Annotated in this window: 14 protein-coding genes; 12 read left to right on the plus strand and 2 right to left on the minus strand. The window is 38.3% G+C overall.

All coding sequences use genetic code 11. The features are described from left to right. Window positions 1-8: 8 nt before the first annotated feature. The 12 genes from hemH (at window position 9) to BTR25_RS27985 (ending at window position 13,739) form a co-directional block, all read left to right on the plus strand. Window positions 9-941 carry a ferrochelatase gene (gene hemH / locus BTR25_RS17795; protein WP_075689389.1) on the plus strand — a complete coding sequence of 311 codons (933 nt, stop codon included), beginning with the start codon at window positions 9-11 and terminating at the stop codon, window positions 939-941. A gap of 34 nt (window positions 942-975) precedes the next feature. Beyond that, complete coding sequence (gene hemY / locus BTR25_RS17800) at window positions 976-2,403, plus strand: protoporphyrinogen oxidase (RefSeq protein ID WP_075689390.1); 1,428 nt, start codon at window positions 976-978, stop codon at window positions 2,401-2,403. Window positions 2,404-2,494: 91 nt separating this feature from the next. Then, the gene (locus BTR25_RS17805) at window positions 2,495-3,229 is read left to right on the plus strand and encodes an MBL fold metallo-hydrolase (protein ID WP_075689391.1); all 735 of its coding nucleotides are present in this window, start codon (window positions 2,495-2,497) and stop codon (window positions 3,227-3,229) included. Window positions 3,230-3,245: 16 nt separating this feature from the next. After that, complete coding sequence (lplA, locus tag BTR25_RS17810) at window positions 3,246-4,181, plus strand: lipoate--protein ligase (RefSeq protein ID WP_075689392.1); 936 nt, start codon at window positions 3,246-3,248, stop codon at window positions 4,179-4,181. Window positions 4,182-4,366: 185 nt separating this feature from the next. Then, on the plus strand, window positions 4,367-5,923 hold the full coding sequence (locus BTR25_RS17815) for a fatty acid--CoA ligase family protein (RefSeq protein ID WP_075689393.1): 1,557 nt from the start codon (window positions 4,367-4,369) through the stop codon (window positions 5,921-5,923). 79 nt (window positions 5,924-6,002) lie between these two features. Then, window positions 6,003-6,779 (plus strand): enoyl-CoA hydratase-related protein, encoded by a 777-nt coding sequence (locus tag BTR25_RS17820; RefSeq protein ID WP_075689394.1) that lies wholly within the window; start codon window positions 6,003-6,005, stop codon window positions 6,777-6,779. Between the two features lie 201 nt (window positions 6,780-6,980). Then, window positions 6,981-7,712: an AzlC family ABC transporter permease gene (locus tag BTR25_RS17825; RefSeq protein ID WP_075689395.1), complete on the plus strand. Its 732-nt coding sequence runs from the start codon at window positions 6,981-6,983 to the stop codon at window positions 7,710-7,712. Next, entirely contained in the window at window positions 7,702-8,010 is a 309-nt protein-coding gene (locus tag BTR25_RS17830) for an AzlD domain-containing protein (protein ID WP_075689396.1), read from the plus strand. Before BTR25_RS17825 ends, BTR25_RS17830 begins: the two co-directional genes overlap by 11 nt. A 278-nt stretch (window positions 8,011-8,288) precedes the next feature. Continuing rightward, the gene (locus tag BTR25_RS17835) at window positions 8,289-9,569 is read left to right on the plus strand and encodes a M48 family metallopeptidase (RefSeq protein WP_075689397.1); all 1,281 of its coding nucleotides are present in this window, start codon (window positions 8,289-8,291) and stop codon (window positions 9,567-9,569) included. Between the two features lie 108 nt (window positions 9,570-9,677). Beyond that, window positions 9,678-11,441, plus strand: a complete 1,764-nt coding sequence (locus BTR25_RS17840) for a UDP-N-acetylmuramoyl-tripeptide--D-alanyl-D-alanine ligase (RefSeq protein WP_083652447.1) — start codon at window positions 9,678-9,680, stop codon at window positions 11,439-11,441. A gap of 123 nt (window positions 11,442-11,564) precedes the next feature. Beyond that, window positions 11,565-12,614, plus strand: coding sequence for a YheC/YheD family endospore coat-associated protein (locus BTR25_RS27980; RefSeq protein WP_075689398.1), 1,050 nt, complete (start codon window positions 11,565-11,567; stop codon window positions 12,612-12,614). A gap of 12 nt (window positions 12,615-12,626) precedes the next feature. Continuing rightward, entirely contained in the window at window positions 12,627-13,739 is a 1,113-nt protein-coding gene (locus tag BTR25_RS27985; protein ID WP_075689399.1) for a UDP-N-acetylmuramoyl-tripeptide--D-alanyl-D-alanine ligase, read from the plus strand. A 68-nt stretch (window positions 13,740-13,807) separates the two neighbouring features. On the opposite strand, the gene BTR25_RS17855 is transcribed toward BTR25_RS27985, so the two are convergent. Then, on the minus strand, window positions 13,808-15,022 hold the full coding sequence (locus tag BTR25_RS17855) for an ATP-grasp domain-containing protein (protein ID WP_075689400.1): 1,215 nt from the start codon (window positions 15,020-15,022) through the stop codon (window positions 13,808-13,810). Window positions 15,023-15,207: 185 nt separating this feature from the next. Continuing rightward, entirely contained in the window at window positions 15,208-15,441 is a 234-nt protein-coding gene (locus BTR25_RS17860) for an IDEAL domain-containing protein (protein WP_075689401.1), read from the minus strand. Between the last annotated feature and the right edge of the window lie 59 nt (window positions 15,442-15,500).

A 15,500-nucleotide genomic window follows, 5' to 3' on the forward strand; every position in this document is an offset into this window, starting at 1 on the left:
GTGTTAAAATGACAAAGAAGAAAATGGGTTTACTCGTGATGGCTTACGGTACACCATATAATTTAGATGACTTGGAACGTTATTATACACATATCCGCCATGGCAGAAAGCCTACAACTGAGATGATAGAAGATCTCCGCAATCGGTATGAGGCAATTGGAGGCATATCGCCACTAGCGAAATTAACTCTTGAACAAGCTAGTAAACTTGAGGAACACTTGAATCAGGTTCAAGAGGAAATTGAATTTAAAATGTACTTAGGATTAAAACATATTGAGCCATTTATTGAGGATGCTGTGAAGCAAATGCATGATGATGGAATTATAGAGGCAGTTAGTATTGTTCTTGCACCACACTTCTCGACATTTAGTGTTAAGTCCTATAATGGACGAGCAAGTGAAGCTGCTGAAAAGCTTGGCAACCTAAAAATCACCTCTATTGAGAGCTGGTATAATGAACCAAAATTTATTGATTATTGGGCAGATAAATTAAGTGCCGTATATGAACAAATGCCGAGAGAAGAAAAAGACAATTCCATGTTGATTGTTTCGGCACACAGCCTGCCTGAGAAAATATTACAATCGGGTGATCCTTATCCACAACAGCTTCAGGAAACTGCGGATTTGATTGCAGTAAAAGCTGGAATTGATCAGTATGCTATTGGCTGGCAAAGTGCTGGGAATACACCAGAGCCATGGCTTGGCCCTGATGTTCAAGACCTTACGAGGGAATTAGCTGAGGAAAAACAAGTAAAAGCATTTGTATATGCTCCAGTAGGTTTTGTTTGTGACCACCTTGAAGTGTTATACGATAATGACTATGAGTGCAAACTGGTTACAGATAAAGTGGGAGCGGCCTATTATCGCCCTGCAATGCCAAATGCTCAGGATGAATTTATTGATGCATTGGCAACGGTTGTTTTAAAAACATTGAACGATTAGGATTATACTTATAAATATTAAGAAGGTGACACCCGTGACGGAAGAAAAAAAAACGGTTGTAATTATTGGCGGCGGTATTGCTGGGCTGACTTCCGCATATTATCTTCAAAAAATCGTGCAGGAGCAGCAATTGCCAATGGAGATCATCCTAGTTGAATCATCACATCGTCTCGGAGGTAAACTGCAAACGGTTGTAAGAGATGGTTTCACGATTGAGAGAGGACCAGATTCATTTCTAGCTAGGAAAACAAGTATGATTAGACTTGCTGAGGAAGTAGGCATGGGTGACCAATTAGTTTATAATTCTACAGGAAAATCCTATGTACTTGTGAATGATCAGCTTCATCCTATGCCAGGCGGTTCAGTAATGGGTGTTCCAACTGAAATTGGTCCTTTTATTACGACTGACTTGTTTTCTTTTTCAGGAAAAATGAGGGCTGCCGCAGATTTCATTTTACCGAAATCACCAGGTGGGAAAGATCAATCACTAGGTGATTTTTTCCGGCGCAGATTGGGTGATGAGGTTGTAGAAAACTTAATTGAACCTTTATTATCAGGGATTTACGCAGGGGATATTGATCAATTAAGTTTAATGTCAACTTTCCCACAATTTTATGAGGTAGAGCAAAAACACCGCAGTTTAATTCTTGGGATGAAAAAGTCCACCCCATCCCAACCGAAAAAGACAGAGAATAAAGGGCCATCAAAAGGAGCTTTCTTAACCATTAAAAGTGGGCTTCAATCTTTTGCAGAAGCAATTGAAGCTAAGTTGGACCCAAAGATAATTTTAAAAGGCCATCGAGTTGATAAAGTTACTAAATTGAATCATCAGTATGAGATATTCCTAAACAATGGTGAGGTTTTAATAGCAGATTCTGTTATCGCTGCAACTCCGCATAAGATAACTCAATCAATGTTCTCTGATTTTTCATTCTTTGATCCATTTAAAAATATTCCATCGACCTCTGTAGCGACGGTTGCCCTAGCTTTTCCAAAAGAAGCAATTAAGAAAGACATTGATGGTACAGGTTTTGTTGTTTCGAGAAATGGGGATTACTCAATTACAGCTTGCACATGGACTCATAAGAAATGGGAGCATTCTACTCCTGAAGGGAAGGTTCTACTCCGCTGTTATGTAGGCCGTTCTGGAGATGAAACCATTGTCGATCTTTCCGATGATAGAATCATTAAGATTGTACTTGAAGATTTGAGTAAAACGATGAATATTACGATGGAACCTGAATTTTCTGTCGTGTCACGTTGGAAGGAATCTATGCCTCAATATACGGTTGGGCATAAGCAGCGTCTTGAGACAATAAAGGAACATCTTGAGAAGGATCTGCCTGGTGTCTTTTTAGCAGGTGCGTCTTACGGAGGGGTTGGAATTCCAGATTGTATCGATCAAGGAGAGGCTGCTGTTAAAAGTGTTTTGACCTATTTTAAAAGTAGATGTTCGTACTGACAGAAGCTGAGCAGAAATGACACAGCTTCTTTTTTCTTGTACTCTTTTTGAGTATAGTAAAGATAGAAGGATTCTGATTTGGAGGGACATTATGAACTTAACAATCATTGGTTTTTGGGGAGGATATCCGAAGAAAAACGGTGCCAGCTCTGGATATCTGCTAGAACATGAAGGGTTTAAACTACTAATCGATTGTGGCAGTGGGGTTCTTGCAAAGCTTCAGAACATCGTCCAGCCTGAGGAGCTTGATGCGGTGATCCTGTCACATTATCATCCTGATCATATCGCAGATATTGGCGTCTTGCAGCATGCTCGACTCATCCAAGGGTTTTTAGGAAAAGAATGTCCTACTCTGCCAATATACGGGCATAGCTTTGACCAGAATGAATTTGAAAAGCTGACCTATAAAGAAATAACGAAAGGGATCGCATACGTACCTGATGAGGTTTTGACAGTGGGTCCTTTCCAAATTAGCTTTTTGAAAACAAATCATCCTGTTCCATGCTTTTGCATGCGAATAACGGACGGAGAAAAAACGCTAATCTATACTGGGGATGGCTCTTTTAAAGAAGAATTTATTTCCTTTAGTCAGAATGCGGATGTTTTATTGTGCGAGTGTAATTTTTATGCTCATCAAAATGGTAAAGCGGCTGGGCATATGAATAGTTTGGAAGCTGGTCAACTTGCGAATAGCGCTGGTGTTCAGCAGCTCATTCTTACACATCTACCTCATTACGGAGAATTATCTAAGCTTAAAAGTGAAGCTTTAACCGAGTTTACAGGTATAATAAAGCTTGCAGATGAGTTTCTATCTATCTCACTATAGGAAGGAGTAAACGTTCATGTTATTTATCGATAATAAAGGTATTACCGACCCACGGATTAATTTAGCGATAGAAGAATATGCCTTAAAAAACCTAGATATCAATGAAACGTATTTACTGTTTTACATAAATGAACCATCCATCATAATTGGCAAAAACCAAAATTCTATTGAAGAAATTAACACGGATTATGTCGAAAAGGGCGGAATTCATGTTGTCCGCAGATTGTCTGGAGGCGGAGCAGTTTATCATGACTTAGGTAATTTAAACTTTAGTTTCATTACAAAGGATGATGGAGAAAGCTTTCATAACTTCCGAAAGTTCACAGAGCCCGTAGTGGAAGCTTTGAAAAAACTGGGTGTTAATGCAGAACTTAGCGGCAGAAATGACCTTTTAGCCGAAGGTAGGAAAATTTCAGGTAATGCCCAATTCTCCACAAAAGGGAGAATGTTTAGCCATGGTACACTTCTTTTTAATTCGGAAATGGAACATATTGTTTCAGCCTTAAGGGTTAAAAAGGATAAAATTGAGTCTAAAGGGATCAAATCTGTTCGCAGCAGGGTAGCTAACATATCAGAATTTTTGTCAGAAAAGATTTCAATAGAAGAGTTTCGTGCATTACTTCTAAATTTTATTTTTGAAGGAAGAGAGATCAGAGAATATGTTTTAACAGAAGAGGATTGGGAGAAAATACATCAACTCTCGAAAGAACGCTATCAAAATTGGGATTGGAACTACGGAAAGTCACCTAAATTCAATCTCCAGCATTCACACCGGTTCCCGGTTGGGCAAATTGACGTTCGCTTGGAAGTTAATAAAGGTATAATTGAAAACTGCAAGATATATGGCGATTTCTTTGGTGTTGGGGATGTCAGTGAGATTGAAAACAAGCTATTAAAGCTCCGCTACGAGAAAAACAAGCTTGAGGAAGCTCTAAGCGATGTGGATATTTGATATTATTTTGGAAATGTTTCAAAAGAAGAGTTTATTAATCTAATTTATTAATATTTGAATGCGGATTAAATCTCCGCATTTTTTTCGTATTATACTTGAATAGTTAAATTTCTTTAAATATAATATATTTAGAAAATTTTTACGATTCAATGAATGAGTATTCATTCACAAAGGGGAGAAATCGGGTGAATTTATCAGTAAAACTTCAAGAAACGGCTAGAAACAATGCCAGTAAAACAGCCTTTTATTTTATGGGGAAAGGGACTTCTTATGGTGAATTAGATGCTGCTATTAAAAGGTTCGCATCTGGCCTTCAGCAGTTAGGGGTGAAAAAAGGGGACCATATTGCTTTATTGTTGGGGAACTCACCTCATTTTGTTATAGGTTTATACGGGGCATTAAGGTTGGGGGCAACCGTTATTCCGGTCAATCCAATTTATACTGCAGATGAAATTGGATACATTCTAAATAATGGTGATGTAAAGGTAGTCGTGGGTCTCGATATGGCCATTCCCTTAGCAGAAAAAGTGCATACCATGCTGCCTAAAGTAGAGTCATTTGTTTTTTGTGAAACCAGCCCAAATGGGATTACACAGTATAATATCGAAACATTATCACTCTACTCAAAAATGAAATCGTTTACAGAAGTATTGGCATCAGGAGATTTAGGCTTTCAAGGACCAACGCTTCACGGTGATGAGGTAGCAATTATTCTTTATACATCAGGGACAACTGGAAAGCCAAAAGGTGCAATGCTTACCCATAAGAATTTATATAGCAATGCGAGCGACGTAGGCGATTATCTAAAAATGAGTGAGCAAGACCGGGTCATAACAACTTTACCGATGTTTCATGTGTTTTGTTTAACCGTGGCTTTAAATGCTCCATTATTAAGGGGGGCTACTTTATTAATTGCACCTAAATTCAGTCCAAAGGACATCTTCGAACTAGCGAAAGAGTACGAGGCAACTGTTTTTGCCGGTGTTCCGACCATGTACAATTTCATCTATCAATATCCAGAGGGCAATCCAGAGGACCTAAAATCACTTCGTCTGTGTATTTCCGGCGGAGCTTCACTTCCGGTAGCATTACTGACTAATTTTGAAAAGAAATTTAATGTCCGGGTTTCTGAAGGCTATGGCTTGTCCGAAGCATCTCCTGTAACATGCTTTAACCCTTTGGACCGCCCGCGCAAAGCTGGATCAATTGGTACCTCCATCCTTCATGTTGAAAACAAAATTGTTAATGAACTCGGGGAAGAAGTTCCAGTAGGTGAAGTAGGGGAATTGATTGTCCAAGGTCCGAATGTAATGAAGGGTTATTATAAAATGCCTGAGGAAACAGAAGCAACCATTCGTGAAGGCTGGCTCTATACCGGTGACTTAGCAAGAATGGATGAGGAAGGGTATTTTTACATCGTTGACAGGAAAAAAGATTTGATTATTGTAGGCGGTTACAATGTTTATCCACGTGAAGTTGAAGAGGTTCTCTATAACCACCAAGAGGTAGTGGAGGCAGCAGTCCTAGGTGTTCCTGATTCAAACCTTGGTGAAGCAGTGAAATGCTATGTAGTAACTAAAAATCCAGCAGTTACCGAAGCAGACTTACTAGAATATTGCAAAGAACATTTAGCAAAATACAAAGTTCCATCATCCATTGATTTCCTAGAGGAACTTCCAAAAAATACAACAGGAAAAATTTTAAGAAGAGCACTAAAAACGCAAATTACTCAAAACGTCTAAAAAAAGTCATTTCTCATATATTTTAAAAAAGGCAGGCAATTAGCCTGCCTTCTTTAGGAAACAAGGAGTGAGAATTCAAATGGGACAAATTTGTCTAGAAATAGAGGACCATATTGCCACTGTAACCATCAACCGTGCTGAATCCCTTAATGCTTTCAATTTTGAAACGCTAATTGAATTGCAGAATCAAGTAGAGAATATTCGGATCAATAAGGATATAAGAGTAGTTATTTTTACAGGTGCAGGAGATAAGGCTTTTAGTGTGGGAGCAGATTTAAAAGAGCGTAAAACTTTAACAGATGAGCAGGTAAAACGGAACCTATACAAGATTAATGATGTTTTTAATGTTATTGATCAGCTGCCACAGCCAACCATTGCAGCTATTAATGGTTTCGCATTTGGAGGCGGAATGGAGTTAGCCCTTGCCTGTGATTTTCGGATTGCAGCTAGAGAAGCTCTCATGGGTTTAACAGAAACAAGTCTTGCTATTATTCCAGGTGCTGGAGGGACTCAGCGACTTCCGAGATTAATTGGTCAAGCAAAAGCACTGGAGTTGATTTTAACTGCACGCAGGCTGACCGCTCTAGAGGCACTCACATATGGAGTCGTAACAAAATGTGTCGAGACAAAGGATTTGATGGGTGAATGTATATCATATGCTAGTCAATTGCTGAAAAATGGGCCGATAGCGTTACAGCAAGCAAAATTTGCCATCAAAAATGGTATGAACACCGATTTAAACTCTGGACTACAGATTGAACGTAAGGCATACGAAGTAACAGTCCCAACTGAGGATCGGCTAGAGGCACTGCAGGCTTTTGCAGAAAAAAGAAAACCAATTTTTAAAGGACAGTAAAAACATGGCGTCTCTGCCATGTTTTTTTTAGCTAATAGGAAAAGTTTAAGAAAAACTAAGGCCCTCACATTAAAAACTTGGCGAATGCCAAGTTTTTCTAATTTATTTCTTTTTGAAAATTTGCTAAAATTACTGTTTGTTGGGAAAGTTTAGCCAGCTTTAGAAACAACCGCTTATGATACATACACAGGAGGGATACAGGTGGCGGATATTGCAATTGGAAAAGAAGCTTCCGAGTTTAAAAAAGGATTGCAGGCAGGAATTAGTATTGGCATTGGTTATTTTCCGATTGCTCTTACGTTTGGACTTCTTGCAAAAACAACTGGACTAACAATCTATGAATCCATATTAATGAGCTTAGTTGTATTTGCTGGAGCATCACAATATATCTCCCTAAGTCTGATTGCGTACGGGACAAGTGTAGTTGAAATTATCTTAACAACCTTCATTGTCAATATACGACATTTTCTGATGTCTACTTCTTTAAATGAAAAGGTAGAAGAGGACGTTTTAACTAATAAGATGATTTATTCTTTTGGGATAACTGATGAGACGTTCTCAGTTGTCTCCATGAAAGAAGGCAGCGTAACAACCGGTTTCCTGTTTGGGGTTAATTTACTCGCCTATTTAAGCTGGGTAATTTTCACGGGAGTAGGACATTTAATCGGTGCTAGTTTGCCGCAAACTCTACAGGAGAGTATGGGAGTTGCCTTATATGCAATGTTCGTTGGATTATTAGTCCCTTCAATGAAGAAAAGTGCAAAGGTTATCTTTTTAGCTACGCTAGCCGCTACTTTTAATTCAATTTTTACATTTGGCAATTTGATGCCTCAAGGCTGGGCAATTGTGTGTGCCACCCTGCTATCTGCTTTTATGATTGAACTGATTGAAGTAGCAAATAGGAAGCAAAGGGGTATAAAGCATGAAGAGTGAAATTATTTGGATGATTATCGGAATGGGGGTAGTTACCTATATTCCAAGAATGTTGCCTTTTGTTCTTTTCAAAGGAAAAGAACTGCCACCATTTATACAAGGGGTCCTAAAAAACGTACCCTATGCTACGTTAGGAGCCTTAATTTTCCCAGCAATCTTTTTTATACAAAAAAATGATATTTGGTACGGAGCAATCGGTGCTGCAGCCGCCTTTATTGGTGCCTATTTAGGCGCAAACGTTATCGTCGTAGTCCTTGGGTCAATAGCAGTACTATCAGTCTATTCCTATTTCCTATAAGCCGGAGAAATCCGGCTTTATTAATTTGATTTGTAAAAGCGTGAATGGTAAACATGATTGGATTTTTGTGAAATTTGCGAGACTCCAGCAGGACAACGAAACAGGTGAAACCCCACAGGTCGGAACGACCGAGGAGGCTCAGCGGTGAGCCTGCGGAAAGGGAGCAAATTTCGCAAAAATCCATTTGAAGCAATCCCCTTTTTCTTTTGGTTCTAAAACCAAGCATTTTAACTAAACTAATTATAGAGAGGTTGGACAAAAAGGGGGACAAAACATACATGGTTAGAAAAATGGGAGTCTATGCGGTTTTGGCCTATGTACTTTATGGGTTATTTATTTATTGGTATTTATTCAATTTTGCAAATACAAGCCTTCCGTTTGAGTATCAAGGAACAAAAGCCGATCCAGCTACATTTTTAAATGGCAGGGAACTGATGCTTGGTGAGGAATATTCAAAAATAAGAAACCTTTTGTTTTTCTTATCTGTGCCGCTGGAGTGGCTGATTTATTTTCTAATTTTGCTATTTGGCCTTTCAAAGGTTTTTCAGAACTGGGCTGAGACATCAGCAAAGAATAAACTGCTTCAAACGGCTATATACGTAATTTGGTTATCCTTTCTAACCTTTTTGCTAACGTTTCCACTAAAGTATGTTAGCTTTTCACTATCGAAAACCTATAATATTTCGACACAGTCATTTGCTTCCTGGATGAAGGATGAATTAATCGACTTTTGGATTAACTACGGAACAATGGTCATTATTGTTGCAGTGTTATACTGGCTTATGAAGAAAAGTGTGAAGCGCTGGTGGCTGTATGGGTGGTTATTATCTATTCCATTCACACTTTTTTTGATGTTCTTACAACCTATCGTTATTGACCCTTTATATAATGATTTTTCACAGCTTAAAAATAAAGAGTTAGAAACGAAAATTTTAGCATTAGCAAATCAAGCAAATATTCCAGCAGAGCATGTTTTTGAAGTGAACATGGCAGAAAAAACGAATGCCTTAAATGCCTATGTAACTGGAATTGGGTCAAATGCACGGATTGTCCTCTGGGATACGACCTTAAATAAACTATCAGATAATCAAATCTTATTTATAATGGCTCATGAAATTTGTCACTATGTTGAAAAGCATATATATATAGGAATAAGCGGTTATCTGCTGATCTCACTTATTGGCTTATATTTAACGTATAGGATTATGAATTGGGCAACAGCACGGTGGGGAAGGGAATTGAAACTGACCAATGTAAATGATATTCAGTCTTTACCGTTATTTTTAATGGTTCTTTCAATGCTTATGTTTGCTTCAAGTCCGATTACTAATTTAGTGTCTCGTTATGAAGAGACTAGGGCTGACCGCTATGCGATTGAGATGACGAAGAATGCTGATGCAGCGATTAATTCTTTTCAGGAACTTACACGTTCTGGTTTAAGCCAAGTAAACCCGCCTTTGTTGGTTAAAATTTTCCGTTATACACATCCAACCATGCTCGATCGAATATCGATGTTAGAAGAATATGAGATTAAACAGCAATCCAATATGAAAGAATAACGGCCCATTACTCAATGGGTCTTTTTTTTATATTCAAAAATCGTTTCACTTTTTGCATGTCGTTCATAGGATGGAGTGGACGGGTAATTTCGTTAGGGGGGCAGGGAATTGGCTGTATTACTAGACAGGATTTCTTTTCAAGAGTTAGTACCGCTTGGCCAAGAGGTAAGAAAAGCGGGTCTGCAGTTTTATGATACAGAAAATACTTCGTGGTTTTGTGCTAAAGAAAATGGAAGAGTGATAGGCTTATTGGCTTGTGAAGTGATTAAGAATTCAGCACTAATTCGCACAGGCTTTATTACGGAGGATCAGAGAGGGCAAGGGATATTCCGTGATTTATTTCTTTACGTACTAGAATTTGCAGAGAGTCTGGAAGTTAAGATAATTAAGGGTTACTGCAAACCACAGTCGGTAAAATTATTTTTAGAATCTGGGTTTGTGATTTTTTCTCAATTTAGAGGTATTACCTGTGTTAGGAAAAGGAGGATGCCAAAGTTAATAAACTGCAAGGTTCTTTGCAATATTATTAATGGTCAGGTGACTAAGGGCAATGAAGAGTTTCTTATTCACTCAATTGTTGACCGAACGATGTATGTAAAAACAGAGCATTCACTAGTTTTTTTATATGATCGGCGCGAACAAATAGATTGGGACAGGATAGAGAAGTTTGCCCCCTGCAGCATCGTTTACGAAAAGGGGAAACAACTAGAGCGGATCATTCCAAAATGTACCTATATTGAAGTCACCGACATGCAGAAATCTTATTGGCAGTTTGTAAATTATTATCGTGACCAATTTGATATCCCAGTATTTGCAATAACTGGTACATGTGGCAAGACCACAACGAAGGAGATGATCAAACATATCCTAAATGACAAATACAAGGTTCAAGCAACAAGGGGAAGTAATAATTCCTTTTATATCAATTTACGCTACTTAACTGAAATAACCAAGGATACGGATGTTGCGGTATTTGAGACCCCTGTTGGTTGGCCGGGCTTACTGGAATTTCACTGTAGATACTTTAAACCAACGATTGGAATGATTACGAATATAGGAATTGATCATCTCAAACAGTGTGGCAGTATTGATAACTATATAAAAGCAAAAGGAGAGATTATTAAAGGATTAAATTATCAAGGAACATTACTCCTTAATGCAGATGACGAAAAGACAGCAACCATTTCATTAGAGGACTTTAAGGGCAGGATTGTTTATTTTGGTATTCATCAATCAGCCGACTATAAGGCGGAAGATATAGAATATGTCGATGCAGGAATGAAATTTACATTAATAGTGAATGAAAAGAAATCTATAATTTATGTCCCAGGATATGGTGAGCATCAAGTTTATAATGCAATAAGTGCAATTGCAGCTGTCCAGCAGATAGGAATGAGTATCGAGGATGCAGCAGTGCGGCTGGCTGCTTTTACAAACATCAAAGCACATCTCGAAGTATCAACAGGGTTCAATAAAGCTACCATCATCGACGATACTTGGAGTTCAAACCCAACTTCAATGGAAGCTGCTTTAACAGCACTGCCAAACATTTCTAAAAATAAGAAGAAAATTGTATTAATAGGTACAGTTGCCTTATTGGGGGAGGATTCAAGCTATTATCATCATGAAATGGGAAAAAGGGCAGCAACAATGGGAGCTGATGTATTAATTACCTATGGGGAAATGGCCAATGAAATCGCTAAAGGCGCGGTGGAAAATCAAATGATAGGGCCGGTGTATTCCTGTAAGACGGTCGCTGAAATTGAAAGGATTCTGCTCCCTATACTTCAAGAAGATACAGCACTACTAATCAAAGCCTCGATGTATGACAAATCCTTAGCAGTATTGATTAACAAGCTGAAAGGGCAGTAAACGGAAAAAAGCAGCCTTTTGGGTTACTGCCTATTACTCTAAGAAGCTATAAGAATACACTGTACTTAGGATTCTTTATTTATTAGAGTACTCACTAGACTACACTGGGAGGATAGAATTTTCATGATGCTAATTGGCATGCTTCACCATCGAAAAGACCCTCGTACCGTGATAAAAGCATACGCTTATGCAGTGGTTGCAAAAGCGGAAGGTGCAGAAATGATTTATTTTGCACCTAAAGGTGTAAATTTTGAAAAAGAGACCATCAAGGGTTTTATGTATGAAAACGGCGGTTGGATAGAAAAGGAAGTCCGTTTCCCGGACGTTATTTATAATACAGGGAGCCCAGAAAAGCTTCTCCCCTCTGCAAATATTATTAATCAATTGAAACAGAGGAAAATTCCATTTACAACCCATTCAATCGGCAATAAACAGTCCATTTATGAAAGATTAAAGGAGGCCGGGGACTTTGCTAGTTATCTAATTCCAACTGAAGTTGTAACCTTGCCAAGGCACTTTTTTGAGTTTTTATATGATTATCACAAAATCATATTCAAGCCGCTAAATGGCCGCAAAGGGAAAGGGATTGTTCTGGTTGAAAGTTTTCAAGATCACTACAAAGTCTTACAAGGTACTGATGAACAATTCTGGTCAACAAAAGAACTTAGAGACTTTGTATCTATTAAGTTAAGGGAAGAGCAGTATATTGTACAACCATTTATTTCTTGTCAAACTAAGTCGGGGCACGCGTTTGATTTTCGGCTTCATGTTCAGAAAAATGGGGAAGGTAATTGGGTTATCACAGCAATATATCCAAGAATTGGCCCTACAGGTAGTATAGTTGCTAATATTAATAATGGAGGAGCAACGAATTATTTAGAACCTTTTCTAAAACAGGAATTTGACGAGGACTATTATGACATTAAAAGGTATCTTGAACAGTTTGCGCTCTCCTTAGCAAACCATCTCGACGAGCTTCAGCAGGTTAAATTTGGAGAAACCATTGACGAATTAGGAATGGATGTTGCTCTTGATGAATTCGGAAAGATATGGATATTTGAGGTAAACTGGAGACCAGGCTGTCCACCGGCATTTTATCTTGAGTTAGATGTGGTCAAAAATATGATCGAATATGCGATGTTTTTAGCTAAGAAAAGTAAAGTCAACAATTAGGGAGTGGGAGATTTGTTTAATAGAACAAAGACGGATAGGCCCACAATTGCAGTAACGGGAAGTGCGGGAAAGACTACAACGAAGGTAATGATTGCGGCGATTTTGCGAACGAAATGGGTTGTTTTTGAAACAAAGGATTATTGGAATACGACAGAACACACACAGAAGCATAAGGACATGATTTTACCGATTCATCGGGCTGCTGTCCTTGAATATGGCATGGCCTATTCGGGGGTAATCCGTAATCATTGTCAAATCATTCAACCAAGTATCTCTGTTATTACAAATATCGGTATGGCACATGTGGGTAACTTTGGTGGAGCTATTAAAGGCATTGCCACGGCAAAATCAGAAATCATTCATGGGATGAAACAAGATGGGTATCTGTTTCTTAATGCAGATGACGAAAACTCAAACTTATTAGAAACAAAAACTTTCAAGGGGAAAATTGTAACGGTTGGAATTGACTGTAAGGCAGATTATCAGGCAAATCGAGTGGAATATGTAGAGAAAGGCATGGAATTTACGATTAAACTACATGGGAAAGACTGCCGATTTTTCATCCCTGTATTTGGAAAGCACAATGTTTATAATGCACTATTTGCGATTGCAGTAGCAGATTTGCTAGGCTTTAGCAGTCGAGACATGTACAAAGGACTAGAGCATACAAAAATAACGAGCAGAAGATTAGTAATGAATCACTTAAAAGATGGAATAACCGTTATAGATGATACCGTGCATGCACATCCAGCTGCAATGAAAGCGGCATTAGAGGTCCTTTCAAGTGTTGGTCAGAAGCGTAATATCGTAGTGTTTGGCAGAATGCCGGAGTTAGGTGACCAAATGACTCAGGCACACAGGGAGATTGGTACATTTATTGCTGCACAAAAAGTCGATTGGCTGTTTACTTATGGAAACACTGCTGATGAATATGGAATTGGGGCGGAAGAGGCAGGCTTTCCATCTAATAGAATTATTCATTACCCCAATTATACAAGAGATGATTTTCATAAGGAGTTAATCAAGCATATAGAACCAGGCACAACCATTTTGATTAAGGGAGCCAGCCGTCTGAATATGTTTGATACAGTCAAATATTTAAAAGAATATTATCTAGTCGAATAAAAAAGCAATCAGGTGCTGCACCTGATTGCTTTTTTATTGTTGTATGTGCCAAAAAGATCTTAATCGCTTTATTCCATGTAAAATCTTAGATGTGAGGCGGCTGCCTTGGCATTTTGCTTTGCTTCTTTTTCTGTTTCACCTGTGGCTATGACATAGGCATAACGGTGGCCCATAGACCTAGGGGGCTGAAGAAGAGCACCTTTTTTCGGTTTTACATATACTTCCTCAACACCTTGGGAAGCCAGCGCTTTGTTCTTGCCAGTTACCTTTAAAAGGGTCCCTATTGAGTCAACCGTTACATATTGAGTAAACACTGGTTTCTCATGTTTGAGGGTGAAATCTGGAGTGATCCCCATTGCCATTTTTAATTCTTCTTCAATTAAGTTAATTCCTAGGCCTATCTCAATCATCCGGTTCATCGCACCACCGGAGATTCTAGGATTAATCTCGATCAATTTCCACTGTTTGTTACAATAGCGCAGCTCTAAATGACATGCACCATCTTTAAATCTATGCAACTTTATGATCTCATCCACTGCCTGCTCCATATGGTGAAAAAATCCTTTGTTTAAGTTATGTTTTAGGCTATAGCCGGTGATAATAAACCGTTCCTTAAAGTTAATTTCCTGCTCGAAAACAGCAATGATTTTAAGCTGGCCATTTTGCACAACGGCCTCAACCAAATATTGAGGACCGTTTAAATATTCTTCTAACAGGATGGAACTAGAAGGATTCCTCTTTCTAAGTTTTTTAATAAATAATCTAAGTTCATCCATATTTGTTGGGCAGAAAACGTCCTTCGATCCCGTGGAGTATGGTGATTTTACAATGGGAAGAGGCCAAGTATCTAGTTCTTCCTTTAAGGAATTCAAGTCCATATCTGGTTCTAGAATTGAATAAGTAGGTGAGTAAGCGGTTCCTGCAAGTGTTCCTCTCGATGTAATTTTACTTTGCATATGTTTAATACTTTCAGTTGTGAAATGATTAATTCCTAATTCTTCTGCAAGTAAACAGGAGGTATAGACATATGGATCCACGAAGCTTACGATTCCTTTAACAGTAAGTCCATTGAGGATCAGTCGGTTAATTTCGTCCCTAATCAGCTCTACGTCCGATAAATCTAGGTATCTAAGTAAGTGGACATCAGAAAAATCTCCCCGTTTTTCTTTAAAACTAGCTCGGTTAGTAAACAAAACCGTATAATAGCCCATACGCTCCGCAGCTTTAATTGCTTCCCTGCTGGAACCTGCTTTCTGAGTCTCTAGAAATATAACCGTATCCATACCATTTCCCCTTCCACAATTAAAACAGAGTACACATAAATTCTCATCTGTATATCTTATTGCGGTCAATTTAGGAAGGTGTAGTCATTTAACTAGAAAAGTGAAATAATTGAAAAAGAAAAAACCGTCTGAAGGAGACGGTTTAGCTTAAATCATACGCCACAAAACGTGCCGCTTTCGCTTTCTTATGATCCAAATCTTTTATTTAGTTCATTGAGCTGTTTGGATAGTGTGTAAAAAGATTTTTTATCTTGGCGGTCAATGGCTGAGTCAATATTCGTTAATAATTTTTCCTTCTCCACAGTCAGTTGGATTTCAGATAAAAGCATTTCGATGTACAAATCCTGGACATAGTTCTCTTGCTTTTGACGTTTCATGGCACCAATCTTCATTAATTCCGTGTATGATTTTTCATTCACCGAAAATCACCTCTGATGCTTTTTAATATTATATGGGAATTTTCTAATAATATCAATGA

This window comes from Bacillus sp. MRMR6, from assembly GCF_001940785.1.
Classification (GTDB): domain Bacteria; phylum Bacillota; class Bacilli; order Bacillales; family Cytobacillaceae; genus Neobacillus.